Below are 26,087 nucleotides of genomic sequence, written 5' to 3' on the forward strand. Positions count from 1 at the left end.
GCAGACCCGTCTGAGGCTCGAAGCCGAGGTCACGGGCACAGTCCCGCGGACACTCAGGACACAGGATGATCCGGGAGACGGCGAGATGTGGCGCCACACCGCTGGCCCGGCCACAGCCGCCCGGCCCGCACCGAGGCGGCGGTGCGCGGCGCCGCGACACGGCCGGCGGTGATGACGGCGGGTCCGGAACGCACCGGGTTTCCGTAGAAATGCCGAGCTCGTGGACGTCCTCGCCCGGCAGCGGGGGCCCACCGCCAGCTGAACACGACCCGCACCAAAATTCTCACCCAAAGCGCCAGCCTGGGCACCGATGGTGCTCGACGGGGTGGATGCGGCAGGCTATTGTTCCGATCTCGGGAGGGGTCCCATCGCGTCGAGTCGTCCCGAATCGTCTCGACACCGCGGTCACGGAGGTTCCTCCCTGATGCTGCTTTCGTCCCCCTCCCCCTCTCCTTCCCGTGCTGCCGCGGCGCTTCTTCGCCGGGCCGTGATCGGCACGGCGACGACGGCGGGTGTCGCCGTCATGATCACCGGGTGCTGGTCCCTCGGCGACGGCGCTTCCGGCCGTCCCCTGGCCGCCGCCACCGCTGCTCCTGCTACCGGCACCGCGGCCGCGGTGCCGTCTTCGGACTTCGGTGGGCACGCGCCGACGACCACTCCCGGCAACTCGGCGGGGGCCACGGGCGCGGTGCCGGGCTCCGATCCGGCGCTCGGTTCGGGGCAGCCGGCAGCGCCACCGGCCGGTGCCACGGCGACCGGTTCGACCGGCGGGCGGCCCCCCTCGTCCCCCGGCAGCGGTGCCGGTACCGCCATCGCCACCTCGACACCGGCGGCGGCAGCACCGGCGCAACCGCCGGCCCCGCCACCGGCGCAGCCGCTCGCCGCCCCGGCTTCCGGGCGGATCCAGCCGGGCACCGTCTACCGGGGCCGCGCGACGCACTACGGCGCGGACGGCGGGGGCAACTGCATGTTCGACCGGCTGAACGACCCGGCGATGCCGGTGGTGGCGATGAACGAGGCCGACTACGAGACCGCACGCGCCTGCGGCGCCTACATCCAGGTCACCGGCCCCGGGGGAAGCGTGGTCGTCAAGGTCACCGACCGCTGCCCCGAATGCGCCCCGGGGCAGCTCGACCTGAGCGAGCAGGCGTTCGCCCGCATCGCCGGCGGCGTGCCGGGGCTGGTGGACGTCACCTGGCGCCTGGCCAGCCCGTCGGGCCTCGGAGCCGTGCAGTACAAGGTGAAGGAGGGTTCGTCGGCCTACTGGCTCGCCCTCCAGGTCCGTCAGCACCGCAACCTGGTCGCCTCGCTGGAGGTGCGGGTCAACGGGGTGTGGACGCCGCTGCGGCGCGAGATGTGGAACTACTTCATCGCGCCGAACGGGCTCGGGCCGGGACCGTTCACGGTACGGATCACCGATGTCTTCGGTGAGCGGCTCGTCCACACCGTCAACCTGTCGCCGGGTACGACCCAGCAGGCCACCGGCCAGTTCGCCCAGCACTGAGTCCTGTCACAGATTGCGGCCGGGATCTGGTGATGATCTCCGATGACCCCGACGGGCGCCGCTGCCGGGCAAGATCTGCCCCATCGAGGATCTCGCACCGCCGCGCAGCACTGCCCTTTCACCTTGAAATGGACAAAGGGGGCGTCGATGCACCTGGCGACCCGCAAGAAAGAAGGGTTCTGGTTGTCGGCACGACCTGAATCGTTCACTCTTGCGACTCGCCAAACCGGGCAATCGGGTGCTCGGAAGTCCGGCCGCGGTGGTGCAAGCGGCAGCCCCGGCCCTCCGCCGCGGTCGGCGCCCGGAAGGCGGGTACGACCCGCTTTCCCAGCGCCGACCCGGCGGTTCGCGCCGGCGTCACCTCAGGAGGACGGGGTGAGCTCCTTGCCGGTGCCGAACTCGCGGAGCTTGCCGTCCCAGCTGATCTTGCCGTCCTTCACGTGGGCGGTGGTGTAGGCCGGGTTGTAGATCGCGGCGTAGGGCAGCGTGCTCTTGGCGGTGAAGTCGACGGGTGCGGTCAGCCCACCGGTCTCGACCTTGTTCAGCTTCTTGATCCCGGCCAGGATGGACGCTCTGTCCACGGTCTGGACCGAGGACGCCACCTGCGCGAAGATCTTCACGCCGAGCCAGCTGTTGAGGCTGAGCTCGTCCACCTTCCCGTCGGGCTCATAGGCCTTGATGTCCTCGTTGAACTGCTTTCCATACGGGGTGGAGGTGTCCCAGGCCGGCGGGAGAACCAGGCCGATCGTGGCCGGGCCGTCGGCGCCCATGGTCTTGAGCTGATCCTGGTCGAAGGCACTACCCGCGAACGCGACCGTTCCCTCGTACCCGGTGGCGCGCAGCGCCTTGACGGCCACGCTCGTCTGCGCGGCGAAGGTCAGCCACACCACCGCGTCCGGGGAGTTCTGGGTGGCCTGCTGGGCCGGTGCGCTCAGATCCGCCGTGGACGGAGCGAGCTGGACGTTGTTGACCACCTCGACACCCGCCTTGCTGAAGACGTCGTTGACGGTCTTGCGGATGACGTCGGCAGTGGGGATGTCCAGGGTGACCAGGCCGATGCGCTTGGCCCCGCTCTTCACGACGTCCTGTGCCAGGCCGTGGAAGCCGACGACGACCGCGCCGTTGACGTTGAAGGCGAGCGAGTTGGTGAGGTCGAAGCCCGACACCGGGTACTGCCCGATGATCGGCATCTGGGCAGCCTCGATCTGGGCCTTGGTGGCGTCGTGGTAGTTGTCGGACCCGCCGGCGATCGCGACGATGTCCTTGTCGGCGAGGATCTCGCGGTAGCAGTTCGCCGAGTCGGTCGCGTTCTGGTGGTTGTCGCAGAGCTTCAGCTCGAGGGGCCGGCCGTCGATCCCGCCGTTCTTGTTGATCGCCGCCACCGCTGCCCGGGCACCCGTGGCGTACTCGGGGTTGCTGCTGACCCCGCCGCTCAGGCCCCCGATGGCGGCGATCTTGATCGGCTGACCGGTGAGGCCGCCGGATAAGTCGGCCTTCTCCTCGTCGTCTCCTCCGCCGCCGCAACCGGCCAGCACCGCCACGAGTGACAGCGCCGCCGCGAACGCGGCCACGGGCGTCCTCGCGCTTCTTCCGAGCATTCCTATCCCCATTCTTGTGGACGAGCGAGGTGGTTCAGCAGAGATGGTTCGGGTGAGGTGCTTCAGGAGAGGTAGAGGGCGGCCAGGCCGTCGAGGTCGGTGAGCCACCTGCTCGCGGGGCTTTCATCGACAATCTCGCCGCGGCGCATCACATAGGCCCGGTCCGCTCGGCTCAGCACTGACCGTGCGTTCTGCTCGACGACGACCACCGCGACGCCACGGTCGGCCGTCTCCCGCACGGTGTCAAGTAGGCGTTCACGTACCAGCGGAGCGAGGCCGAGTGACAGCTCGTCGATCAGCAGCAGCCGCGGAGCTCGGGCGAGCGCCAGCGCGAGGGCGAGCATCTGCTGCTCGCCACCCGACAGCAGCGCGGCGCGGTGCCGGGAGCGGTCCGCGAGCGCCGGGAACAGCTCGATCGACTCCGCGCCGCCCCGGACGAGCCGCAGCGACTGCCGGACGGTCAGCCCCGGGAAGACATGGCGCTCCTCGCCCATGAAGGACACGCCCCGGCGGGCACGCCGATAGACGGGAACCCGGTTGCACGGCTCCCCGAACAGGCGGATCTCCCCGCTCGTCGGCCTGCTGTACCCGGCCAGCGTGCGCAGCAGGGTGGTCTTGCCCGCGCCGTTCGGGCCGAGCAGCGCCACCACCTCGCCGGGGCGCACCTCGATGTCGATGTCGCGTAGAACCGGCACCCGCCCGTAGCCGGCCGACAGCCCGCGCGCCTCGATCGCGGCCGAAAGTCCGGACTGCGCCGAATCCGCCTGGGACTTCTCGGGAATCGTCGACACACCACCGCGGCCGCCGCTGCGGCCGCCACCCGGGCCACCATCACCCATCCGTCATCCTCCGCACTCTGAGAGTAAGTGGCAGCGCCGACACCAAATAGCCCGCGGAAAGGGCCTGCCGGGCCGTCGACGTCCGCCCACCGCCGCATCCCACGGGGTCTTGCGAGTGAATGCTCACGACCTTACGCTGCCAAACAGGGGTCCGCAATGGCCTTCGTGGTGGCCGGCCGGCCGAATGCGCGCGGCCGGCCGGCCACCACTCGTTCCTGAGCTCTGGGGGTGTCATGGATCCGCGGACCATCCTGCAGTTCGCGTTATTAGGCCTCGGCGTCGGCGGCGTCTACGCGGTCAGCGCGGTCGGAATCGTCGCGATACACCGTGGGTCGCGAACAATCAACTTCGCGCACGGCGGCATCGCGCTGTGGGGCGCGCTTCTCTTCTACTGGATGCGCGACAGTCACGACATACCAAGCATTCCGGCGGCGGTGCTGACCCTGCTGGCGGCGGCGGTGTTCGGCGCCGGGGTCTACCTGCTCGTCATACGATTCGTCCGGCACCGGACGCAGCTGTCCCGCATGGTGGCGACCCTCGGTCTGCTCGGGCTGCTGATCGGCCTGGCGCACACCGTGTTCGAGAACGCCCCGCGGGTGCCCGACAGCGCCTTCCCCTCCGGCGGGGTGGACGTGTTCGACCAGAAGATCCCGTACGAACGGATCATCATCTTCCTGATCGCCGTGGTGGTCGTCCTGGGGCTGGCGGCCTGGTCGGCGAGCGCCCGGCTGCCGCTCATGACCAGGGCGATGGCGGAACACGAGTCCGCCGCCCAGGCACTCGGCGCGTCACCGCACCTGTTGGGCAGCCTCAACTGGGCGCTCGGTTCGGCGCTGGCCGCGGCGAGCGGCATCCTCGTCGCGCCCATCGTGGGGCAGTTCGACACCGCGATGCTCCAGGTGATGGCGTTCGCGCTGGCCGCGGCCCTGCTCGGGCGATTCGACAGCTTCGGGCTGGCGCTGGCCGGCGGTGCCGCGCTCGGCGTGGGCGAGAGCGTGGTGACGCACCTGGTGGCGGAGCATGTGCCGAGCCAGTTCCAGCTGGGCTGGCCGCAGACGGTGCCGTTCGTCGCCGTCATGGCGATCCTCGTGCTGCGCCGGGACGGCGCGAGCAACCGGCTGCCCGCGGTGCCCGCGGCTCCGGTCGCTGCCGGGCTGTTCCGGCCCGTCCCGGCGGTGATCGCGCTTGCCGGGGCGGTCGCCGTACTGCTGTTCGGCAGCGCCCAGTGGCAGGACGCGGCGATCCTCTCCGTGGTCTTCGGAATCCTGGTGCTGTCGCTGGTCGTCCTGATCGGCTACGCCAACCAGATCAGCCTGGCGCAGATGACCGTGGCCGGCCTCGGCGCCTACGCCGCGGTCCGCCTCGATCTGGACATCCATCTGCCGTTCGTGCTCGCCCCGATCGCCGGTGCCGTGGTGGGAGCCGTCGCCGGCCTCGTCGTCGGCCTTCCCGCGCTGCGGGTCCGAGGTATCAACCTCGCCATCCTCACCATGGGCCTGGCCGTCGCGGTCTCCGGAGTGCTCTTCGACAGCACCCACTACACCGGTGGCATCGCCGGTTCGCAGCCACACCCCCCGACGCTCTTCGGCCTCGACGTGGACGCGGCGCGCCATCCCGACCGGTACGGGCTCGTCGCGCTGTTCTGGCTGGTGGTCGCGGCCGGCGTGGTGGTCGCCGTCCGGCGCTCGGGGCTGGGGCGCCGGCTGCTCGTCGTGCGGACCAACGAACGCGCCGCCGCGTCCGTCGGGATCAGCGTCGCGCGGGCCAAGCTGTCCGCCTTCGTGATCTCCTCGGCGATGGCCGGCGCCGCCGGTGTGCTGCTCGGCTTCCGCAGCTCCTCGGTCACGTTCACCCAGTTCTCGTTCCTGGAGTCGATCAACCTGGTGAGCCTCGCCGTCATCGCCGGCGTCACCGCGGTCAGCGGCGGTCTGCTCGGTGGGGTGCTGGCCTTCGGCGGCCTGGTCTACCTGGTCATCGCCAAGCTGCACGTCGGCTTCATCACGGACAACTACGCGACGATCTTCGGCGCGGCGCTGGTCGTCACGGTGCTCCTGCACGAGAACGGTGTGGCCTGGCGGCGCAGCTTCCAGCATGACCCGGCACCGATCCCGCCGGGTGACCAGCCGGCGCGGGCCGGTACCGCACTGGTCACCGCGGACGTCTCGGTGCGCTTCGGTGGTGTCGCGGCCGTCAGCGACGTTTCCCTTCGTGCCCTGCCCGGTACGGTGACCGGCCTGGTCGGCCCGAACGGCGCCGGCAAGACGACCCTGCTCGACGCGATCGGCGGCTTCGCGGCCACCAGCGGCGGCCAGGTGCTGCTCGGCGACCGGACCCTCGACGCGGACGGCGCCGACGCACGGGCCCGCGGCGGCCTGGGCCGCGTCTTCCAGGCCGGCGAGCTGTTCGAGGACCTGACCGTCGCGCAGAACCTGCGCGTCGCGGCCGAGAACGCGGGCGGTACCGACGGGCGGCTGACCGCACCGGCCCGGGCCGCGCTGGAGCGCTTCGGGCTGACCGAGGACCTGCCGCGACTGCCCACCGAGCTCCCGATGGCGAAACGTCGCCTCGTGGGCATCGTTCGGGCCCTGGCCAGCAATCCCGCGGTGGTGCTCCTCGACGAACCGGGGGCTGGCCTGTCCATCACCGAGATCAGCCAGCTGGCCGCCCACTTGCGCGACCTCGCCCACGACTGCGGGCTCACCGTGCTGGTCGTCGACCACGACATGGCGCTGGTGATGTCGGCCTGCGACCGGATCGTCGTGCTGCACCAGGGACGGGTCCTCGCCGAGGGCACCCCGGAGGAGATCCAGGCCGACGCCACGGTCCGGGAGGCGTACCTGGGCGATCCGACGGACCCGGCATCGGCATCGGCATCGGCATCGGCGGATGCGATACCGGATCCGTCCCTGGCCTGAGCTGCCCGGCCGGGTGACCCCCGGACGGGGTCACCCGGCGTTGCCTGTCGGGCTGTCGGCGTTTGACGGGGCTGTTGGCGATCGCCACTCGACTCTCTACGGAGAGAGTTCAAATGGACACACTGCGCCACTAGGCTACCGATGGTCACGGGTTCGCGACACCGCAAGAGCCGGGCCGGTCATTCGCCGCATCCACGAGACAGGTAAGGAACCGGTGCAGTATGTCCACTTCTGTCGTCGACGTCTGGGGCCAGCTCGCCCCGCAGGCCCGTTCCTCGTTCCCCCCGGCACCGGAGCCGCACGATGAATGGCCCCTTTCCGGCGGAACTGCCTGGGTGTATTACAGCCCGCTGAACCGTAGGCAGCTGATCAGACCCGTGATCCTGTCCGACGGCTTCTCAGGCGGGGCCAGCAACCTCGACCAGCTCTGGCAGGGCCTGGAGGAGAACGGCGACTTCCGCTTCGTCAGCGAACTGCATGCGATCGGGCGCGACGTGATCATCCTCGGCTACGAGGACCGGACGGCATCGATCACAGCCAACGCCGACACTGCCATCGACTCCATCCGCCGGGCCATCGCCGAGCGCGTGGGCCAAGCCAGGCTGACCGTGGGGGGCTTCAGCATGGGCGGGCTGGTCACCCGATACGCCCTGGCCAAGATGGAGCAGGACCCCGGGCTCCCCGATCACGAGACCGCCGTCCACCTCTCCTACGACTCCCCCCACCACGGCGGATGGCTCCCGGTCTCCCTCCAGGCCTTCACACATTTCGCCGCGGACAACTGGGGGGACAACCCCCAGCTGGGGCCCATCCTCCGCCAGCTCTCCGGCCTGCTCAACAGCCCCGCCGCGCGGCAGATGGCACGCTGGCACATCGCGAAGGTCGGCGACGCCCCCGGGCAGGCGCCGGAGCGGGTGGCGTTCCTCAAGGAGCTCGACGAGCTCGGAGGATGGCCGCGCAACGTCCGCAGGATCGGTGTCGCGAACGGAGTGAGCACCGGCGTCGGGAACGGCATCAAGGCCGGCGCGACAGCCGTGCGGGGTGACGGCCAGACCCTGCGTGACACCTGGCTGAAGGCCCAGGACAGCGGCGATCAGATCGTCGCCAACCTGCAGACGGTCGACGGCAGGCCCACGCCGGTGCGCACCAGTGGACTCCCCGACATCGACGGCGCGCCGGGCGGCCTGTTCACCTTGCCGTCCGCCGCGGGAGACGCCGGCAGCTTCGGCCTGGTGGCCGCGCTCATGGCGCTCCTCGGCAACACCGTCGATCCGGACGTCATCAGTACGTCCTGCTTCATCCCCAGCATCAGCGCCGTCGCGGCCGGCGACATCGCCGACTCGGGCGCGCTCTACCGTCCGATCACCGCGGACAGCAGCGCGCTTGACGCCTTCACGTGCGCCAGCCGCAACGAAGGGCACACCACGATGACCCAGGAACTCGGTGAGTGGATCATGAACGAGATCGCCGCATCCGAATGACCGCCCGGGTGGGCGCGGGCGTTGTCCCCAGCAGCCCCGCCCACCCAGCTCGCCGTCGTAGGCGTCCGGACCGCCGGAGGAGCGGGACCGCGGACGGCCGGCGAGCGTGGTCGCGGTCGCGGGTCAGCTGCCGGGGAACGCGCCGGGGTCGACGGAGCTCGTCGACGCGTTGCCGCTGATGACGCCGTACAGAGTCAGCTCGTAACTCGTGTACCGGTCATACGAGAGCGTCTCGTCGAACTTGCTGAAGTCACAGTCGCGGGTGAAGCGGGCGTTCGCGTCGTCCCAGTCGGTCCCGACCGTGTAGAAGACCTCGTAGGTGCCGTCGGGGATCCCGTCGGCGGTCGTCGAGCCGCCCGCCTGGACATACACGTTGCGGATGACCTCGGTGCCCTGGGTCAGCTTCACCACCGCGTCCGCGTCCGACGACGCGTTGACGGTCAGCTCCCCGCCGCCGCCACCGCGCCCGCCGGGCAGGCTGCCGTTCGCGGGACGACGGGTCTGGTCCGGCGTGCCGACAGGAAGGAACGCGCCGACCGTGAAGGCACGGCCCGAGTCGGCGGTGGTCAGCTCCTGCGCCGCCTGGCGCACCTGGTTGGCGCCGTCGGCGCTGGCTGCCCTCGGCAGCCCGGAACCACCCGTGCACAGTTTCTTGTCCTGCGCGTCCTGGGACAGCGAGGTGAGGTCTCCGGCCAGCTCGTCGAGCGCCTTGCGCAACTTCCCATGGGCAGCGTCGACGGTCTCCGGCGGGCGCACCTGCGCGAGCTTGTCGGCCTGGCTGGTCAGGCTCGTGGCGGTGGCGGTGAGCGCCTTCGACAGGTCCTCGGGGGTCAGCGCCGCCCCGACGCCGTCGAAGGCGGGATCGAGCGACTTGTCCAGATCCGTCAGAACACCCTGGTAGGCGTCGGGTGTCAGCCGCGGTTCGTCGGAGCCGCACGCGACGAGGCCGGAGGCGAGAACCGGGAGCAGGACCAGCAGGAAGGTGTGGCGTCGCACCGTTGGAACCCCTCTATGTGCAATACGGGCACCGAGAGGATATTTCCGGTCACCTTCCGCAGATGAATTTGTCACGTTTTCGACACATGAGGCCACGAAAGGTGGCATTCGCCGGGACAGCTGATCCGTCCCGGCCAGATCGGAGAACACCGGGGGACGACGGTGCCGCGCGGCCGGCGTGGCACGGCACCGTCGTCAGATCACGGGGTCAGATCACGGGCTCAGGTCCGGAACGGCCCGGTCACCTCGAAGGTGATGCCACCGGAGGAGGAGCCGGTGGTGCCGCGCTGGGAGGAGAAGTAGAGCCGGGTGCCGTCCGGGGAGAACGCCGGCCCGGTGATCTCCGACGAGCCGTGGCCGGACAGGCGCAGGATCGGCGCGACGACCTCGGTCGGCGTGATGATGCAGATCTCCAGGTTGCCGCCGTCCTCGGCGACGTACAGGTCGCCGTAGCTGGAACCGGTGATGTTGTCCACGCCGGTCAGCGGCGCGGTGCCGCCGGTCACCAGCGAGTCGTCGTAGGTCAGCTCGAACGCGTTGGTGGCGCAGTTCAGCTTCCATACCCGGTTGTCACCCTTGGTGGTCCACCACACGGTGTTGTTCGCGTAGTGGACGCCCTCGCCGCCGTTGAAGTGCTTAGCGGCGGAGACCTGGTTGCGGGTCGCGGTCGGTGAGCCGTCCGGGTCGGGGACGGTCTGCCAGGTCGCGGTGCCCGAGGTGGCCGACGCCGAGGCGCACAGCACCTCCAGGGTTCCGCTCGACAGGTTGCCCCAGGTCGTCGGGCGGAACCGGTAGAAGCAGCCGCTCGTGTTGTCCTCCGTCAGGTAGATCACCTGGCGGACGGGGTCGCAGGCCGCGGCCTCGTGGGTGAAGCGGCCCATGGCCGGCCGGGCGACAGCGGTGGCGCCGGTCGCCGGGTAGGTCTCCCACACCCGCCCGGTGGAGGTCTCCTCGCAGGACAGCCAGGTGCCCCACGGGGTGGCGCCACCGGCGCAGTTGCTGCTCGTGCCGGAAAGGATGCGCTGGGCCGAGGTGACGGTCCCGGACGAGTTGAAGCGCAGTACCGAGGCGCCGCCGGAGCTGCTGCCGACCTCCGAGTTCGACACGTACATCCAGCCGGTGCCATTCGCGTAGCAGGCCCCGCCGTCCGGAGCGTTGTGCCAGGTGTAGCTCGTCCCGCTCACCGTCTGGCCGGACCTCGCGACAATTCTGCTGGTGAATCCGGACGGCAGCAGAACACCATTGGCATCCGCCGCGAGCAGAGCCCCGTAAGGGCTCGTTCCGGGCTGCGCGGGGGCCGCCATGGCGACCTCCAAAGCAGTTCCGGAGAAGGCCATAACGCCCGCACCGACAAATGCGGAACGTATGAATGACCGCCGGTCGACCATCGATCCTCCTGGATTTTGGGCAGCGATTGTTCACGAACTCCGGGCCGCCCGAGGGACGATAGTCACCCCGCAATCACGCCACCAGCCACCGTCTGGTGAACATTCGGCGCCCCCAACGAAAATCCGCTGAAACATCACGCTAATCACCAGCACACACCGAGTTCACCTACTCCGCGGGACCGAGGTGGGGTCGAGGCGCCGGCGCGAGCCACGAAACCGTGCCGGCGACCGACTGTCTTCCACCCGACACCCCCCTTCCCAGCTGGCACCAGGGCCACGGAGGGGAAGGACAGGCCGCCGAGACGCGCCGGCGCGCGCCGGCGCGTCTCGGCGGTAGCCGGGTGCCACGCCGCCGCCGGAACACAGCTCCGGAAGGCCGACGAGTCGCCGTGAGTGCAGGTACGGTCACCAGCGCAAGCTCGATGTCTCGGTCGGCAACAACCCGGGCACCACAGCGGAAGGCGATTCGGGACAGGTCGGCACGAGCCCCGCGGAATGAGGCCGCCGCACCGGCGGCGAAACGCTGGCGCACGGCAGCCGGACCGCCACCGGAACCATAATTGGCGCGAACCCTCACCCGACGTCGGTGCGGAAAATCACGCGCCCTCACAGCATGACCTGGATAACATGCCCCCATGGCTACCGCGAATCATCCTGGTTCCCAGGACATGATTTCTCGTCCACGTGACTCACACAGGTCGGGCGGGGCGGCAGTAAAGGCGCCGGAACTCGTCATCCTGCTCAGCCCGTCCGGCGACATCATCGGTACCACCCCAAAAGCCACCGTCCACGGGCCGCAGACTCCACTGCACCTCGCGTTCTCCTCCTACGTGTTCGACGACCTCGACCGTCTTCTCGTCACGCGGCGAGCGCTGGAGAAGACCACCTGGCCGGGCGTCCTCACCAACACCTGTTGTGGGCACCCCGCCCCCGGCGAGGATTTCCGCGAGGCCATCACACGCCGGCTTGTGCAGGAGCTCGGCCTGCGGGTGGGGCGCATCGACCTGGCGCTGCCGAAGTTCCGCTACCGCTGCGTGATGGACGACGGAACGGTTGAGAACGAAATCTGCCCGGTGTTCTTCACCCGCACTTCCGGACCTTTCCAGATCAACCCCGAAGAAGTGGCTGAGGCATTCTGGTTCCCCTGGTCGAACTTCGTCGAGGACGTCATGAGCGGCGCACTCGCGATCTCGCCCTGGGCGCGGCTTCAGGTCGAGCAGCTCCGCGCGCTGGGCCCCTCACCGCGGAACTGGCCGTCCGCTCCCGACGAGGAGCTGCCCGCGGCCGCCCGCCAGAACACCGCAAGCCTCGCCAGCTGACGACGGACAGCGGTCGGGGTCGGGGTCGGGTGCCATGGTCAACCCGACCCCGACCGGCGTCGGATCAGGCTCAGTCGAACTGGACATTGCGGATGACGCACCGCAGGTCGTCCCCATCCGGGGCACCGGCGACCGACCAGTCGGCGGATGCGCCCGCCTGCACGTCCGGCACCTCGACGACCTTCGTGTCGACAACGGTGCTGTCGTCGTCGGTCACGAAATCAACGACGATCCGGTAGGCACGCGGCTGCCTACCCTGGTTCCTCACCAGGCCGCCGAAATGCCAGGCACCGTTGTCGCGGTCACAGCTGCCTGCGACGACATCCGTGCGTGCGCCCTTCTTCGGGTCGTAACTCGGCACCGCCGCGGCGGGAAGAGGCCTGATGTGCGGCACCGCGGACGTGTCGCGCCCGGGCACGGACACGGACGCGGGAGACGGGCTCCCGCTGGCACAGCCGGCCAGCGCACCGACCGTGAGGGCACCGGCCACCGCGGTCGACCCGGTCCGCACCAGGCGCACCCGGGCCGATGACCGCCGCCTCCCGCCAGACCCGCTCATCCGTTGCTCCCCACCTCTCGCCGCGCGCGGCGTCGCCCATCCGGGGACCCAGGTCGTTCAGGTCTCCCGGAGGGGCATTGCGCGACCAAACGCCAGCACTCAGAGTGATGAAATGTCGATCATTTCGTGACAGGGCCGGCTGGCTGAGGATCAGTGCCATCCCGGCGGCGGGAGCTTTCCGCCGCCGGGCGCCGGCTCAGCCGGCGATCAGCCTCACAGCGTCACGAGTTCCTCTTCGTGTTTCCCGGGTGTCCCTGCGGCCGCACGGCAGGTGACGGCGGGCAACGCCGAGGCCACGGCCCGGTTGGCACCGATTGCCGCTCTGCGGCGGACCGGTTAGGTTCCGGGCTGGCGGAGAGGAGCGCGCGGTGTCCCAGACCATGACAGCGCAGGGCCTGACCAGCATCGTCGATGATCTCCTGGCCACACATCCACCGGCGGCCACGGACCCGCGCACGTTCCTGGGCGCCCGGTTCGACGCCGGCCTCGCCTGGGTCTGGGTCGGCCGCGACGACGGTGGCCGCGACGCCGATCCGGCGCTACAGCCGCTCGTCGAGGCACGGCTGGCCGCTGCCGGCGCCCCGGCCCCGTTTCGATACAACCCCATCGGCATCGGGATGACCGGGCCCACCCTGCTCTCCCACGGGACGGCGCAGCAGCGCACCGCCTACCTACGCCCGCTGTTCACCGGCGAAGAGGTGTGGAGCCAGCTGTTCAGCGAGCCATCCGCCGGGTCCGACGTCGCCGGCCTCGCCACCCGGGCCCGACGCGACGGCGCCGGCGGCGACTGGATCATCAACGGGCAGAAGGTCTGGACGTCCTTCGCCCACCTCGCTCGCCGCGGCCTGCTCCTCGCGCGTACCGACCCGAGCGTGCCGAAGCACGCCGGGCTCACCGCGTTCGTGGTCGACATGGCCGCGCCCGGCGTCGAGGTGCGTCCGCTGCGGCAGATGACCGGCGAGGCCGAGTTCAACGAGGTCTTCTTCACCGAGGTCCAGGTTCGGGACGCGGATCGGCTCGGCGCGGTCGGTGACGGATGGCGGGTCGCGACCACCACCCTCATGAACGAGCGTGTCTCGCTCGGTGGCGCCCTCGGCCGCGGCGACTCCGGGCCAGGGGCGGCCCTGCTGGCCGCCTACCGTGAGGCGACCGACCGGGGCGACGGCAACGCGGTGCGCAGGGACGAAGCGGTGCGTCTGTGGATCGAGGCAAACGTCAACGCGCTGACCGCCGCCCGGGCCGCGGCGGGCGGCGCCCGCGGGCGCCCCGGGCCCGAAGGATCGGTGCTGAAGCTGACCGGCACCGAGCACAGCAAGCGCGCGGCGGCCTACCTGCTCGACCTGCTGGGCAACGCGGGCGCGCTCATCCCGGAGTACCGGATGGCACGCCCGGACCTGCCGCTCGGCGGCGACGGCCCGCGTGACGCCGCCCAGATGTTCCTGCGCTCCCGAGCGAACACCATCGAGGGCGGAACGTCTCAGATCCTGCGCAACATCCTGGGTGAGCGGGTGCTGGGCCTGCCTGGCGATGTCCGTGTCGACAAGGGCGTGCCCTGGCGCGACGTCCCCCGCTGACCTCAGCCCTCACGGGCACCCCCGCTGACCGTGACGCCCTCGGCCTGCCGCGGCCGCCTCGGCGACCCCTGCCGACCCGCGCCCGACACCGAGTCCCGACCGAACCCCGAACCCGACCCGACCCGACCCGACGAACTCATCAGACCTGTGGAGGAGCACCGTGGGCCTCGTGTTCTCCGACGAGCAGGAGGAACTGCGCCGCACCGTGCGGTCCTTCCTCGAACGCACCTCGCCCGAGTCCGAGGTCCGTCGCCTGATGGAGACCTCCGACGGCTACGACCCGGCGGTCTGGCGCCAGATGGCCGAGCAGCTCGGGCTGCAGGGACTGCACGTGCCCGAGGAGTACGGCGGCTCCGGCTCCGGATTCGTCGAGCTCGGGATCGTTCTGGAGGAGATGGGCGCGTTCCTGCTGTGCGCGCCGTTCCTCGCCTCCGCGGTGCTCGCGACCGGCGCCCTGCTGGACGCGGCTGACCCGGCCGCCCGCGCGGAGCTGCTCCCCGGGCTCGTCGACGGCTCGTCCATCGGCACACTCGCCTTCGCCGGCCCGACCGGGCGCGTGGACACCACACCATCACCATCACCATCACCGGCACCGGCACCGGCACCGGCAACGACGGAAGGCGGCGGAACCACCGGGGTCGCAGGGACCGCGGGAGCCGAGGGGGCGGCGGGGCACGGCGAGCCGCTGATCGTCGCCACCCGTTCCGGTTCCGGCGACGGTGGCTACACACTGCGTGGGACCAGGCATTTCGTTCTCGACGGCGCAGTGGCCGATCTCCTCCTGGTCACCGCCTGGGCCGACGGGGGCCTGTCGCTCTTCGCGGTCAGCGGTGACGCGCCGGGGCTGGTCCGGTCACCGCTGCCGGTGATGGACCTGACCCGCAAACAGGCCGATCTGACGTTCAGCGGGACGCCGGCCCGGCTGATCGGAGCCGAAGGGGACGCCGGGCCACTGCTGACCCGAGTGCTGCGGCTCGCCTGCGTGGCGTTGGCGAACGAAAGCGCCGGCGGTGCCAGGGCCGTCCTGGCGCAGGCCGTGCGGCACGCCCGCGAGCGCGTCCAGTTCGGCCGGCCGATCGGAAGCTTCCAGGCCGTGAAACACAGCTGCGCCGACATGCTGGTCGCGGTCGAAGGCTCCCGGTCGGCCGCGTACCACGCGGCGCAGGTCGCCGCGTCCGGTGACGCCCGGTTGCTGGCCCGCGCCGCGGCGATGGCGAAGGCCTACGTCGGCGAGGCGTACTTCTCGGCCGCCGCGGAGAACATTCAGATCCACGGCGGCATCGGCTTCACCTGGGAGCATCCGGCGCACCTGTACTTCAAGCGGGCGAAGACCTCGGAGCTGCTGTTCGGCGACCCGGTGCATCACCGGGGCCTGCTGGCCGACGAGCTTGAGATCTAGCGGGAGTCATCGCCTGCCAGCAGCTGTGCCAGCAGTGTCAGTACGACGCGGGCAGGACGGTGAGAATCGGCGGTGCGTCGAGGTCGTCGGGCGGGTCGAGGAAGGACAGCTCGGGGACCGGCAGCCCGACGGCATCTCCCAGACCCATGAGACCCGTGCCGATCAGAACCAGCCCCAGCCCGACGGCAAGCGGCGACGTGGCCGCGACGAGCAGCAGGTCGCGCCGGTCCGGGACCGCCGCGTGCGAAGGGTCGCCGGGCCGGTAGACCACCGTCACGAGGCTGCCGACGGCAAGCTCCCGGCCCACCGAACTGCAGGCCTTCACCACCCGCCGCTCACCAGCGCCGGTCACGAAGCTCACCCACGGGGTGCAGGCGACGGAATCGGTATCCCGCTCGATATCGACCCCGACGACCAGCGCCTCGGCTACAAAACCCCGGCGGCGCAGCCGCCGCATCTCGAAGTAAAGCCGGAACGCCCTGGACGTCGTGACGAGCACCGCAATCCCGAAAAGAATCGCGAGAACGCTGCCCGGCGGACTTCCAAAAAATTCCATATTGAGCCCTTTCCATCTCACGGCGCATGGTCAGGGGCACCGGGGTCCCGAGCCGACGACGAAAGGGCTCATTCCCGATGATGCTCCCGGTCCGGAGGCCGTGACCGGTGTCTGGGCGTCAGGTGTTTGGCAGTCGGCCGGGGGACAACTGTCGGATGCTTCTCCTCGCACCCACCAGGTGGCGGGCCCGATCCGGCGCGGCGGCGTTTACCAGGCGGGGAAGTCGCGCTTGCGGATCAGGCAGTGCACGCCCTTCACGTCGTCGACCACCTGGCTCACCATGAAGTCGGCGGCGGCGGAAAGATAGCTGTAGGCGACCATCACCGGCACGTCCCGAACCTGGCTGAGCACCCGCAGCGCCTCCCGGACCGCCAGCCGCATGGCCTCGTCCAGGTCGGTGTGCAGGCCGACGGCGATCCAGTGCTCGGGCGTCTCACCGAACGGCCCACCCACCCCCGCGCCGAACGGTGCCGCCTCGTCACCGGTCAGCACGGTGAGGCGCACGGTGGTCCGCAGCGATGCCTCCAACGCCGTCAGGGAGACCTCCCCGTGCCCCTGGGCGAAATGCGGATCCCCGGTGTAGAAGCCCGCGCCGGGGACCTGGACCGGCAGGTAAAGGGCCGTTCCGGTGACGAGGTCGCGAACATCGAGGTTGCCGCCGAACGGGCCGGGCGGAACCGTGTTGAGCGCCTTCTCCCCCACCGGGGTGACGCCGGTGAGGCCCATGAACGGCGCGATGGGGAAGGAGATCTGCCGCCCCGCGCCGTACCGCATCACCGCCCGGCCGGTCGCCACGTCCACGTCGCAGAACTGGCTGTAGCGGTCGGTGAGGACGCCGTCGTCGTCGATGGGCAGCTCACCGGGCAGCGCGCCCCGGCCGTGCCGACTGGAGACGAGCCCGTAGGGAACCCGCGGGATCAGCTGCAGGTACTCGACCTTGAGGACGTCTCCGGGCCGTGCTCCCTCGATGTGAACCGGCCCCGTCACCACGTGCGGGCCGTCCAGACCGCGGTAGTGCTCGACCTCCCTGGCGATGTCGATCGCGTCCTGGAGCACGGCGTCGCCGGCCACATCATGACCCGCCCAGAAGGCCTTCGGGTCCCGGCCCTGATCCTCCATCAGGCCCTCATGGGACACGGTGTCGATGGTGATCGTGGCACCGGAGGCCACCTGCAGCACCGGCTCGGTCACCGCGGTGGGCAGGCGGCCCCAGGTGACCGTCTTCGGCGACGAAGGCAGGTAGTGCTGCCCCGGCCACTCCCCGGTTCCACACTGCAGTACGGACATGATGACGCGCTCCCTAGTAGCTCGTCCGGGCTCGGAGCACAGGCTTACCGACCACGGTCGATCCACCCAATCCCACCAGGAAACCGCATGTCACGTCCCATATGAGCGCCCCGTTTCACACCTTGGAGGGCCCGGGGGCGGCGCTCGAACCACTCGGCCCGAAACGTTCGGTTCGGATCCGTTCGGATGCGTGGCCGATCTCGACCAGCGCGTCAGCGACCGCCTCGACGAAGCCGGTCGGGCCGCACACGTAGCAGGTCGGCTCGAACTCCGGTGGCCAGCCGGCCGCCGCCAGATCCTCGACGCGCAGGCGGCGCGGCGGCGACGTCCAGTGCTCGGGGACAGCCCTGGTGTAGGCGATGGTCACGTCCAGCCCGGGATCACGGCTCGCCGCCGCGCGCAGCTCGGCCGCGTAGTAGAGATCGCTCGGGGTGCGCACGGAGCAGACCAGGCGGAACGGGCTCCTGCTGCCGGCGGCGCGGCGCGCCCGCACCATGGCCATCAGCGGCACCAGGCCTGAGCCGCCCGCCACCAGCAGCACCGGCGCGGTGTCGGTGGGCCGCCAGACGAACCAGCCACCGATCGGACCACGCAGCTCCACCGGGTCACCGATGGAGTAGGTCTCCGTCAGGTACGGGGAGACCTCGCCACCCGGCACCCGCTGCACCGTCAGCTCCAGGCGATCACCGTCGGCCGGTGCGGCCAGCGAGTAGCTGCGGCGGGTGCTGTAGCCGTCGGCGGCGGTGAGGCGCAGATCCACCCGTTGGCCCGCGAGATGCCCCGGCCACCCGGGCACCTCCAGCACAAGGGTGCGGGCGGTGTCGGTCTCCGCCCGGACGGCCACGAGGCGGGCGACCCGCCAGGCGAGGCGCTCGCTCAGTCGCCCTGGTAGCGCTGCTCCAGCCACGGATCACCTCGATCATGGTATCCGGCGAGCTCCCAGAAGCCCTGTTCGTCCCGATTCAGCAGGCGGATGCCGCGCACCCACTTCGCCGATTTCCAGAAGTACAGGTGCGGCACGAGCAGCCGCGCCGGGCCACCGTGCTCGGGTGCCAGCGGGGCGCCGTCGTAGCGGTGCACCACCCAGGCCTGCCCGTCGAGGAGATCGGCGAGCGGGAGGTTGGTGGTGTACCCACCGTACGAGTGCACCAGCGCGTACTCCGCGGCCGTCTCCACGCCGCCGAGCAGAGTGTCGAGGCTGACGCCCTCCCAGGTGGTGCCGAGCTTCGTCCACTGGGTCACGCAGTGGATGTCCACCGTCGGCGACTGACTGGGCAGCCGCAGGAAGGCGGCCCAGTCCCAGCGGTGCTCGACGCCGGTCTCCGTCGTGATGGTGAACTCCCAGTGGGCCTGCTCGACCCGGGGAGTGGGCCCGGCGGACAGCACTGGAAAGTCCTCGGCAATGTACTGGCCGGGAGGCAGCACCGCCCCGGCGGAGCGAGGTCGGCCCTGAAAGCCCGGAGACACGATTCCCACCTCAGGACTCCTATCACGCAACCCGCACTCGAGCTCGGGCCACTGCCGCGCGGTCACGCGGGCCACCGCGACACTCAGACCACTGTGCTGCTCAAGCCACTGTGCTGCTCAACCCGCTGTGCTGCTCAACCCGCTGTGACGTTGTCGCCAGCCTTGCCGGCCCTCTGATGAGGTTGTCGACCTCTGATCCGGCCCGGCCGCGGCGCGGGGCCTGTCGGCTGCCGGTCACCGCTCGGGAGCCGGTCACCGATCGGGAGCCGGTCACCGATCGGGAGCCGGTCACCGATCGGGATGAGACCCGTCGCGTCGCCCGGGGTCGGGGGGTCCCCGGGCGACGTCTCGATCTTTTCATCACCGACGGCGCATCGGCAATGACGGACAGGTGCGATCCCACTACCTTAGGACGTTAGTCCCAGGACGAAGGTCCCCGGGCGACCTTCTGTAGGTCCTACGAAGGCCGCCGTTTGATTCTGATAGTCGATACGCGACGCGGAAATCAGCTCCTGAGCGTCCCACAGCGCGGCGCGGGCCGCAGCACCTCGAACCGGGTGCCGTCCGAACTCACCCGCATGAAGGTGTAGCAGCGCCCGAGCTCGCCGAACGACGTGGCGAAGTCGATCGGTTCGGGCAGCAGGCCGTCCGCGGAATAGTCACGCACAGCACGCAGACCCTCGACGAAGCGCTGCCGGGTCGGGCACGGGCCAGCCGCTGAGAGACCACGGAGAAACATGTCGGCCGTGATCCACCCGGACAGCGCCGCCTGCTGGTTCGCCGTCGGCAGGTAGGGCGCGTAACGGGCCATCGCCGCAAGGAAAGCCCGATGACCGGGCAGCTCCAGCTCGAACGGCTGGTAATCCACGAACAGATTGACCCCGGCCAGGATCGGCCCGAAAAGCTTGAGCATGCTCTGGTCGTAACCGGAGGGCGTCAGGATCACCCGCAGCTTCGCCCCGGCGGCGTGGGCGCCCAGCACGACCTGGCCGAACGCCGTGCCGGTCACCGCGCCCACCAGGGTGTCGGCCCCGCTGTCGCGCACCTGGTCCCCGATCGCGCGAAGGTTGATGGGGCCGGTCGCATCGACGGTGCCGACGACTCGCACGCCCGCGATCTCCAGACTCGCTCTCAGCTCGTCGGCGAACTCACCGGAGGCGGCGGAAAGGCTCGTCAGCACGATCAGTGCGGTGCGGCCGCCCTGCTCCGCGACGAAGTCCCCCCAGGTGGAGACGGAGCTACCGTCCGCGATCATGTTCGAATAGCTGAACATGTTGTCGTAGACGGTCCAGGCCGAGTCGAGCGACGTCCCCGTGACCGGCACCCCCTTGCTGTGCAGGTACTCGGCGGAGCCCGCGGACGCCGTGGTCGACTCCATGATCCCGAAGACCTGGCGCTGCTCGACGAGCGTCCGGGCGGCCGCGCGGTTCGTGGCGGGCTGTGAACCGTCGTCCTGGCGCAGGTAGGTGACGCGGCGCCCATGGACACCGCCGGCGCTGTTCGCCACGCCGAGACGGGCCTCCACGCCGGCGCGGAACGGAGCGAACAACGAGGCCGCGTTGCCGGAGTCGGGATAAAGCAGCCCCACCCGCACCTCGTCCGCGGTCACGCCCGGGGTGCCCGGGCACGCGGCGCCCGTGCCACTCGGCGACGGAGGCTGCGCGCTGCTCGCGCCGAGAACGCACGACGCGGCGGAACCGCCCAGGACCGCGGCGAGCAGCGCGGCCAGCACCGCCCGCACCCCGCGGCCGCGCGCTCGCGGCACCCGGCCGCGGACTCCCGGCATCCGTTCACGCGCTCGCGGCAGCGGACCGCATGGTCCGGACCCGGCCGTCACTGCGGCCGAGGCTTCGGCACGGTTCGTCCCAGGTCTGGTACGCACAGCACCACAGTGACCCACCAACGTCACCGCCTTGCGCCAATCCGTGTTATCTGTGAACTTCCACTATCAGGCCATATATGACGCAACCCTTCGGCAAGGCTCCGCGTGGGATGTGTCCGCTCGTAGTCGCCGTCGCACTACCGCCGATTTCTGTCGCACCCGCGGGGGACGATCTCCGAGAGCTGATCGACTGGATCTCCCAAGGAGTGATCATGTCGTTTGCGGCAGTCCGCGCCGTCGGCCACGGCAGGTAGGAGGGCAGCGGCGATGAACAGCCGAACCTCACCGGCGCCCACCGGTGGTCGCGGCGAGGAATCCCGCGGCGTGCCCCTGGCACCACGTCTGATGGCTCTGTTGTTGGCCCGCCTCACCGCCAGTGACAGCGCCCGGCGCGGAATCCGCTTCTTCGACGACCAGGGCGGCCGGCTGCTCGCCATCGTCGGTCTCGACCTGGTCGGTGCGTTGTCGATGGCCGTCGCGCCCTTCGTCCTGCGCGCCGTCGTCGACGACGGCCTGCTGGAGGACGGCTCCGCGCAGGGCCGGGCGGCGCTCGTCGGGCAGGTCGCGTTGCTGCTGCTTGCCTTTCTCCTCCAGGCCGCGCTGGGAGCCGCCTCGACCCTGATCGGCGCGGGCGTGGGCGAGCGGGTCTCGATGCGGGCGAACGTCGCTGTTCATGACCACCTGCTCCGCCTCCCGTTCTCCTTCTTTCCAGGCCAGCGGCACGGTGACGTGCTCACTCTCTTCGGGGCCGACATCACGGAGGTACGCAGCGCGGTGTCGCTGTCGGTCCCGCGCGCGATCAGCGCGGCGGTGACAGCAGTGGTGGGGCTGGTCAGCATCGCGGTGCTCGAATGGCGCCTGGCTGTGGTCGCCGTGTGCCTTTCACCGTTGGTCTTCGGGCTGATGACGCTCGGCCGGCGGCGCGGTCGCGAACTCACCCGAGAGCACATCAAGCTGCGGTCAGCGCATTTCGCGGTGATCACCGACACGACGGGGGTGTCGGGGGCACTGCACGTGCGGCTGTTCGGCCGGAGCCTGTACGAGTCCGACCGCCTTGCCGGCATCGCCGAGCAGACCAGCCAGGTCGCCCTGGAGCGGATCAGGGTGTCCGCCAAGGCACAGCTCATGTCCTCCGGCGGTGCGGCCTCGGCCATCGTCGCGGTCATGAGCGTCGGGATCTGGCTCGTCAGCACCGACCGCACGACCGTCGGCACCCTGATCGCCTTCGCGAGCGCGCTGTTGTTCGCCTACCGCCCGGTCACCGGTCTGGCCGAGAGCCGTGCCGATCTCATCGAGGCCGGCGTGGCGTTCGACCGGATCTTCGGCCTGCTCGATCTGCGACCTGACCTGCGGAATCTGCCGACCACCACTACCACCGGCGGCGGCCCGGTCGTCCCTGCCCGTTCCAGGCCGCGCGCCGACCCGGCGGCCCCGGGCAGGCGGGCCGTCGGCCCTCCAGCGGCCGGTTCGGGTTCGGGTGCGGCTGTGGGTGGCCCCGTGGTTCCGGCCCCGCGAGCCACGACCACGCCGCAGGTGCGAACGCCGCTCGGCGAGCAGCGGTCCGTACCAGGCCGATCACCCGTGCCGGATCCAGGCGCGATGCCGGGTGCGGGCGCGATGCCGGGTGCGGGAGGCCGGAGCCCGGCACCACGCGATTCCGAGACCACCGGCCCGGCGCTGCAGGCACCGGAGATCACCGTCGACGGGGTGTGGTTCCGCTATCTCGGTGGCCGTCAGAACGCCTGGTCCGCGGCGGGGCGAGACGTGCGGCGCCGGTGGTGGTACGTCGAGGATGAGGACGAGGCGGAGGCCGAGACGGCGGAGCCGGCCGGCGACGAGGTCCGGTGGGCGCTTCGTGATCTGCACCTGACCGCTCGCGCCGGTGAGAAGACGGCGATCGTCGGAGCGAGCGGCGCCGGCAAGACAACCCTCGGCTACCTGCTGTCCGGAGTGCACCTGCCCGACCGGGGCCGGCTGCTGCGCGACGGTGCCGACTTCGCGGAACTCAGCTGGGGCGAGCTCCGCGCGACCATCGGCGTCGTTCCCCAGGATCCGCATCTGTTCAACGACACCATCGCCGCGAACGTCCGCTACGGGCGGCTGGGCGCGAGCGACGAAGAGATCACCGAAGCCGTCACCGACGCGGGCCTCGGTCCGCTGCTGACCCGGCTGCCCAGGGGCATCGCCACCAAGGTCGGGGCTCGGGGCTACCAGCTCTCCGGCGGTGAACGCCAACGGCTGGCCCTCGCCCGAGTGCTCATCGCCGACCCACCCGTGCTCATCCTGGACGAGGCGACCTCGCAGCTCGACGCGGCGACCGAGCACACCGTCCAGGAGGCACTGGGCCGGCTGGGAGCCGGGCGCACCCGCATCGTGATCGCACATCGCCTGTCCACCATCGTCGACGCCGACCGCATCTACGTCATGGGTGACGGCTCGGTGGTCGAGCAGGGCCGCCATGTCGATCTCGTCGAGGCTGGAGGCGCCTACGCGCGCCTGTACAACCGTCAACTCCGCGGAGATGCGGACAGGGCCACCGACGATCTCACCAGAGCAGATGAAGCTGGCGTCCCGTGATGGTCTCCTCGCCCGCTTCGGCCGCCGGCGCCACGCGCCCGAGATCGGTTGCCGCGGCCGCTGTCGCCACGCTGTTCTCGCCCGACCCCGACCCCGACCCCGGGCCCAGCCCCGAACCCGGGCTTGGGCTTGGGCTTGGGGCGCAGGGCGACAGACTGTGCAGCACCTCGGGAAGGTCCTGGGCATGCACCACGGTGAGAGCCCGGGTGGCCCGGGTCAGGGCCACATAGAGGTCGGCCAGGCCCCGCGTCGGCCCAGCCACGATCTCGGCTGGTTCGACCAGGACCACCGCGTCGAACTCCAGCCCCTTGGAATCGGCCACAGTGAGGACCACGACCGGGGCGTCCAGCAGGTCAGGCTCCGGGCGGGCCCGACCTGCACGTGCGTGACCCGACCCGTCTGTCTCGGGCTCGTCAGGCTGGCCTGGTGCCGCGAGCGCCGGTGCCGCGTCACGCAGAGCCGCCCTGAGGGCCGCGACCCGCCCGGGTGTGCTGATCACCGCGACCCGCCCGCCACTCACCTCCGCCGCAGCGTCGATGGCGGCCGCGACCACGCCGCGCACAAGCTCGCCCTCGGCCGCCGGACCACCCGCCGCTACCGAGGAACTCCCAGCCGCTACCTCCCCCGCGCTCACGGCGATCCGCACGGCGCGGGGACGCCGCCCCACCGAACGGACCGAGCGCGGGGCCACGGCAGCCGGGTCGGCGGCGATCAGGACGTCGGCCGCGACGTCCATGATCTCGCTGGGCGTGCGGTAGTTCACGGTGAGCCGCTCAACGGCGTAGTGGGTCACCGCCGGCCCCAGCAGCTCGCCCCAGCTGGTCGGGGCCCCCGGGCGGGCACCCTGGGCCAGATCGCCCACGAGGGTCGCCGTCCGGCCGGGGCACCGCCGCCACAGCAGGCGCCACAGCATCGGCGAGACCTCCTGCGCCTCGTCGACGATGAGATGCCCGAAGGTCCAGGAGCGATCACCGCTCGCGTGCTCGGCGGCGGCCCGGCGCTGCCGCGGTGCCGTCCAGCGCTGCGCGATCGTGTCCGCGTCGATCCTGTCGTTCAGGCCGAGCATCTCCAGCACCCCGTGGGCGTACTCGCGCTCCGCCGTGCGCTCCGCCTCCGCCCGCCGCTCCTCCGCCCGGCGGGCCTGTTCGTCGAGGTCGCCGAGCAGTTCCGCCGCCTCGTCGAGCAGCGGAACGTCAGCCGGGGTCCAGCGGACCTCCTCGGCCTTGGCTCGGCGCAGCAACGCACGCTCGGCCGCGGTGAGATGGGTGCCCGCGGCGCGACCGAGCAGGTCGGGCGAGGCATAGAGGTCGGCCAGCAGCCGGGCAGGGGTGAGCACCGGCCACAGGTCGTTCAGCGCCCGGCGCACCTCGCGGTCCGTCCACAGGTCCGACCGGATCTCGCCGCGCTCCTCCTGGTCGAACAGCCCCTTCGGCAGCTGGGTCACGACCTGGTTCGTCAGCACGTTCAGCAGCTCGCGCAGGAAGATCCCACGGGCGGAGTTGTGCGGGCGGCGGCTGCGGCGAGCCCTGGTCCGGGCCCGGGCGACGGTGTCCCGATCGAGGTGGAGCTCGTACTCACCGTGGCGCAGCCGAAGCCCGCGGCCGGGGACTCGCTGCCGGTCCCGGACCGCGCCGGCGATCACCGCGGCCATCCGCTCGTCGCCCTTGAGCACGGCCACCGCGACCGGTTCCTCGCCGGTCGCCTCGATTCCGGGGAACAGCCGCGCCGGCGTCGCGAACATCACCCCGGTCTCGCCGAGGGAAGGCAGCACCTGCTCGATATACCGCAGGAAGACGGGGCTGGGGCCGACCACGAGCACACCGGAGCGCAGCAGCCGGTCGCGGTGGGTGTAAAGCAGGTAGGCCGCCCGGTGCAGAGCCACCGCGGTCTTTCCGGTGCCAGGTCCGCCGTCGACGACCAGCACCGCGTTCGCATCGGCGCGGATGATCCGGTCCTGCTCCGCCTGCAGGGTCGAGACGATGTCGTGCATGCGTCCGGTACGGGGCGCGGAAAGCGCCTCCAGCAGCATCGTGTCCCCCGACTCGGGCACGTCGCTGCCAGCACCAACTCGAGCTCCAGCGCCGGTGCCGGTGCCAGCATCGGTTCCGGCGCCGGTGCTCGCGGCGGCCATGAACGCCTGCGGGTCCAGCGGATCGTCCGCGATGCCGGTGACCCGCCGGCCGCGGGTCCGCAGATGGCGCCGACGCACCAGCCCGCGTGGGTCGGCGATCGTGGCCTGGTAGAAGGCGGTCGCGACAGGTGCACGCCAGTCCACCAGGATGGGCTCCTGCTCCTGGTCGGAAAGTCCGATCCGGCCGATGTAGGTACGGCCCCCGTCGACGTTGTCCATCGCTCCGAAGCACAGCCGCCCTTCGGCGGCATCGAGCCGCGAAAGCCGGTCGGCATGCGTCGCGGCAAACACGTCGCGCTCCACGATCGACTGCGGAGTACCGGTGCCGGCCTCCATCAGGACCTGCCTGAGCTGGGCACGCGTGGTCTCGCGGATCTCGTCGAGTCGCGTGTAGAGGGTGTCGACGTAGGCCTGCTCGCGCGCAAGCTCCGCGTCACGTGTCGTCGGCACCTTGTTTCCTTCCCCACGGCTGGCTGGCCGAGGTCGAAACGGGCGGCGGATGGCCGATGGTGGGCCCGGACAGCCCACCACACTCAGATCATCCCGTCTGATCATCCCGTCTGACGACGCCCCGGCCAGGACGTGTCCTGGAGGCCCGACCGCCGCCAGGCGGCC

The 26,087-nt window shown here is 70.8% G+C and carries 18 protein-coding genes; 7 read left to right on the forward strand and 11 right to left on the reverse strand.

Annotated features, from left to right (window positions below; genetic code table 11):
* Window positions 1-424 precede the first annotated feature (424 nt).
* Window positions 425-1,504 (forward strand): expansin EXLX1 family cellulose-binding protein, encoded by a 1,080-nt coding sequence (locus tag ACG83_RS46425; RefSeq protein WP_235497535.1) that lies wholly within the window; start codon window positions 425-427, stop codon window positions 1,502-1,504.
* A gap of 362 nt (window positions 1,505-1,866) precedes the next feature.
* Here ACG83_RS46425 and ACG83_RS02385 read toward each other — a convergent pair whose 3' ends face one another.
* Window positions 1,867-3,075 carry an ABC transporter substrate-binding protein gene (locus ACG83_RS02385; RefSeq protein ID WP_235497537.1) on the reverse strand — a complete coding sequence of 403 codons (1,209 nt, stop codon included), beginning with the start codon at window positions 3,073-3,075 and terminating at the stop codon, window positions 1,867-1,869.
* An 89-nt stretch (window positions 3,076-3,164) separates the two neighbouring features.
* Window positions 3,165-3,941, reverse strand: a complete 777-nt coding sequence (locus ACG83_RS02390; RefSeq protein WP_116437510.1) for an ABC transporter ATP-binding protein — start codon at window positions 3,939-3,941, stop codon at window positions 3,165-3,167.
* 233 nt (window positions 3,942-4,174) lie between these two features.
* On the opposite strand from ACG83_RS02390, the gene ACG83_RS02395 reads away from it, so the two are divergent.
* Together ACG83_RS02395 and ACG83_RS02400 are read left to right on the forward strand one after the other, a co-directional pair.
* Window positions 4,175-6,856, forward strand: a complete 2,682-nt coding sequence (locus ACG83_RS02395; protein ID WP_054564503.1) for an ATP-binding cassette domain-containing protein — start codon at window positions 4,175-4,177, stop codon at window positions 6,854-6,856.
* A gap of 221 nt (window positions 6,857-7,077) precedes the next feature.
* Window positions 7,078-8,337: a triacylglycerol lipase gene (locus ACG83_RS02400; RefSeq protein ID WP_054564504.1), complete on the forward strand. Its 1,260-nt coding sequence runs from the start codon at window positions 7,078-7,080 to the stop codon at window positions 8,335-8,337.
* A gap of 123 nt (window positions 8,338-8,460) precedes the next feature.
* On the opposite strand, the gene ACG83_RS02405 is transcribed toward ACG83_RS02400, so the two are convergent.
* The gene (locus ACG83_RS02405) at window positions 8,461-9,333 is read right to left on the reverse strand and encodes a hypothetical protein (RefSeq protein WP_054564505.1); all 873 of its coding nucleotides are present in this window, start codon (window positions 9,331-9,333) and stop codon (window positions 8,461-8,463) included.
* Window positions 9,334-9,554: 221 nt separating this feature from the next.
* Window positions 9,555-10,721 carry an alkaline phosphatase PhoX gene (locus ACG83_RS02410; protein WP_054564506.1) on the reverse strand — a complete coding sequence of 389 codons (1,167 nt, stop codon included), beginning with the start codon at window positions 10,719-10,721 and terminating at the stop codon, window positions 9,555-9,557.
* Between the two features lie 668 nt (window positions 10,722-11,389).
* On the opposite strand from ACG83_RS02410, the gene idi reads away from it, so the two are divergent.
* Window positions 11,390-12,040, forward strand: a complete 651-nt coding sequence (gene idi / locus ACG83_RS02415) for an isopentenyl-diphosphate Delta-isomerase (protein WP_054564507.1) — start codon at window positions 11,390-11,392, stop codon at window positions 12,038-12,040.
* A 70-nt stretch (window positions 12,041-12,110) separates the two neighbouring features.
* On the opposite strand, the gene ACG83_RS02420 is transcribed toward idi, so the two are convergent.
* Window positions 12,111-12,599 (reverse strand): hypothetical protein, encoded by a 489-nt coding sequence (locus tag ACG83_RS02420; RefSeq protein ID WP_083472980.1) that lies wholly within the window; start codon window positions 12,597-12,599, stop codon window positions 12,111-12,113.
* A 368-nt stretch (window positions 12,600-12,967) separates the two neighbouring features.
* Here ACG83_RS02420 and ACG83_RS02425 point away from each other — a divergent pair, with 368 nt between their 5' ends.
* Both ACG83_RS02425 and ACG83_RS02430 read left to right on the forward strand, forming a co-directional pair.
* Complete coding sequence (locus ACG83_RS02425) at window positions 12,968-14,173, forward strand: acyl-CoA dehydrogenase family protein (protein WP_200931258.1); 1,206 nt, start codon at window positions 12,968-12,970, stop codon at window positions 14,171-14,173.
* 160 nt (window positions 14,174-14,333) lie between these two features.
* Window positions 14,334-15,572 (forward strand): acyl-CoA dehydrogenase family protein, encoded by a 1,239-nt coding sequence (locus tag ACG83_RS02430; RefSeq protein WP_054564509.1) that lies wholly within the window; start codon window positions 14,334-14,336, stop codon window positions 15,570-15,572.
* Between the two features lie 37 nt (window positions 15,573-15,609).
* Here the strand turns inward: ACG83_RS02430 and ACG83_RS02435 are convergent, their stop codons facing one another.
* The 5 genes from ACG83_RS02435 to ACG83_RS02455 all read right to left on the reverse strand — a co-directional run bounded on the left by ACG83_RS02435 (window position 15,610) and on the right by ACG83_RS02455 (window position 20,668).
* A complete protein-coding gene (locus ACG83_RS02435; protein WP_054564510.1) occupies window positions 15,610-16,128 on the reverse strand; it encodes a DUF3592 domain-containing protein in 519 nt (172 codons plus the stop codon).
* 207 nt (window positions 16,129-16,335) lie between these two features.
* Window positions 16,336-17,415 (reverse strand): acetamidase/formamidase family protein, encoded by a 1,080-nt coding sequence (locus tag ACG83_RS02440; protein WP_054564511.1) that lies wholly within the window; start codon window positions 17,413-17,415, stop codon window positions 16,336-16,338.
* Window positions 17,416-17,530: 115 nt separating this feature from the next.
* A complete protein-coding gene (locus tag ACG83_RS02445; protein WP_054564512.1) occupies window positions 17,531-18,322 on the reverse strand; it encodes a ferredoxin reductase in 792 nt (263 codons plus the stop codon).
* Window positions 18,292-18,891: a molybdopterin-dependent oxidoreductase gene (locus ACG83_RS02450; protein WP_054564513.1), complete on the reverse strand. Its 600-nt coding sequence runs from the start codon at window positions 18,889-18,891 to the stop codon at window positions 18,292-18,294. Before ACG83_RS02450 ends, ACG83_RS02445 begins: the two co-directional genes overlap by 31 nt.
* A gap of 496 nt (window positions 18,892-19,387) precedes the next feature.
* Window positions 19,388-20,668, reverse strand: a complete 1,281-nt coding sequence (locus ACG83_RS02455) for an ABC transporter substrate-binding protein (RefSeq protein ID WP_054564514.1) — start codon at window positions 20,666-20,668, stop codon at window positions 19,388-19,390.
* 363 nt (window positions 20,669-21,031) lie between these two features.
* Between ACG83_RS02455 and ACG83_RS02460 the strand changes: the two genes are divergently transcribed.
* The gene (locus ACG83_RS02460) at window positions 21,032-23,341 is read left to right on the forward strand and encodes an ABC transporter ATP-binding protein (RefSeq protein WP_054564515.1); all 2,310 of its coding nucleotides are present in this window, start codon (window positions 21,032-21,034) and stop codon (window positions 23,339-23,341) included.
* Here the strand turns inward: ACG83_RS02460 and ACG83_RS02465 are convergent.
* Window positions 23,310-25,922: an ATP-binding domain-containing protein gene (locus ACG83_RS02465; protein WP_054564516.1), complete on the reverse strand. Its 2,613-nt coding sequence runs from the start codon at window positions 25,920-25,922 to the stop codon at window positions 23,310-23,312. The two genes, ACG83_RS02460 and ACG83_RS02465, sit on opposite strands and share 32 nt — an antisense overlap.
* Window positions 25,923-26,087 lie beyond the last annotated feature (165 nt).

Source organism: Frankia sp. R43 (assembly GCF_001306465.1).
Taxonomy (GTDB): domain Bacteria; phylum Actinomycetota; class Actinomycetes; order Frankiales; family Frankiaceae; genus Parafrankia; species Parafrankia irregularis.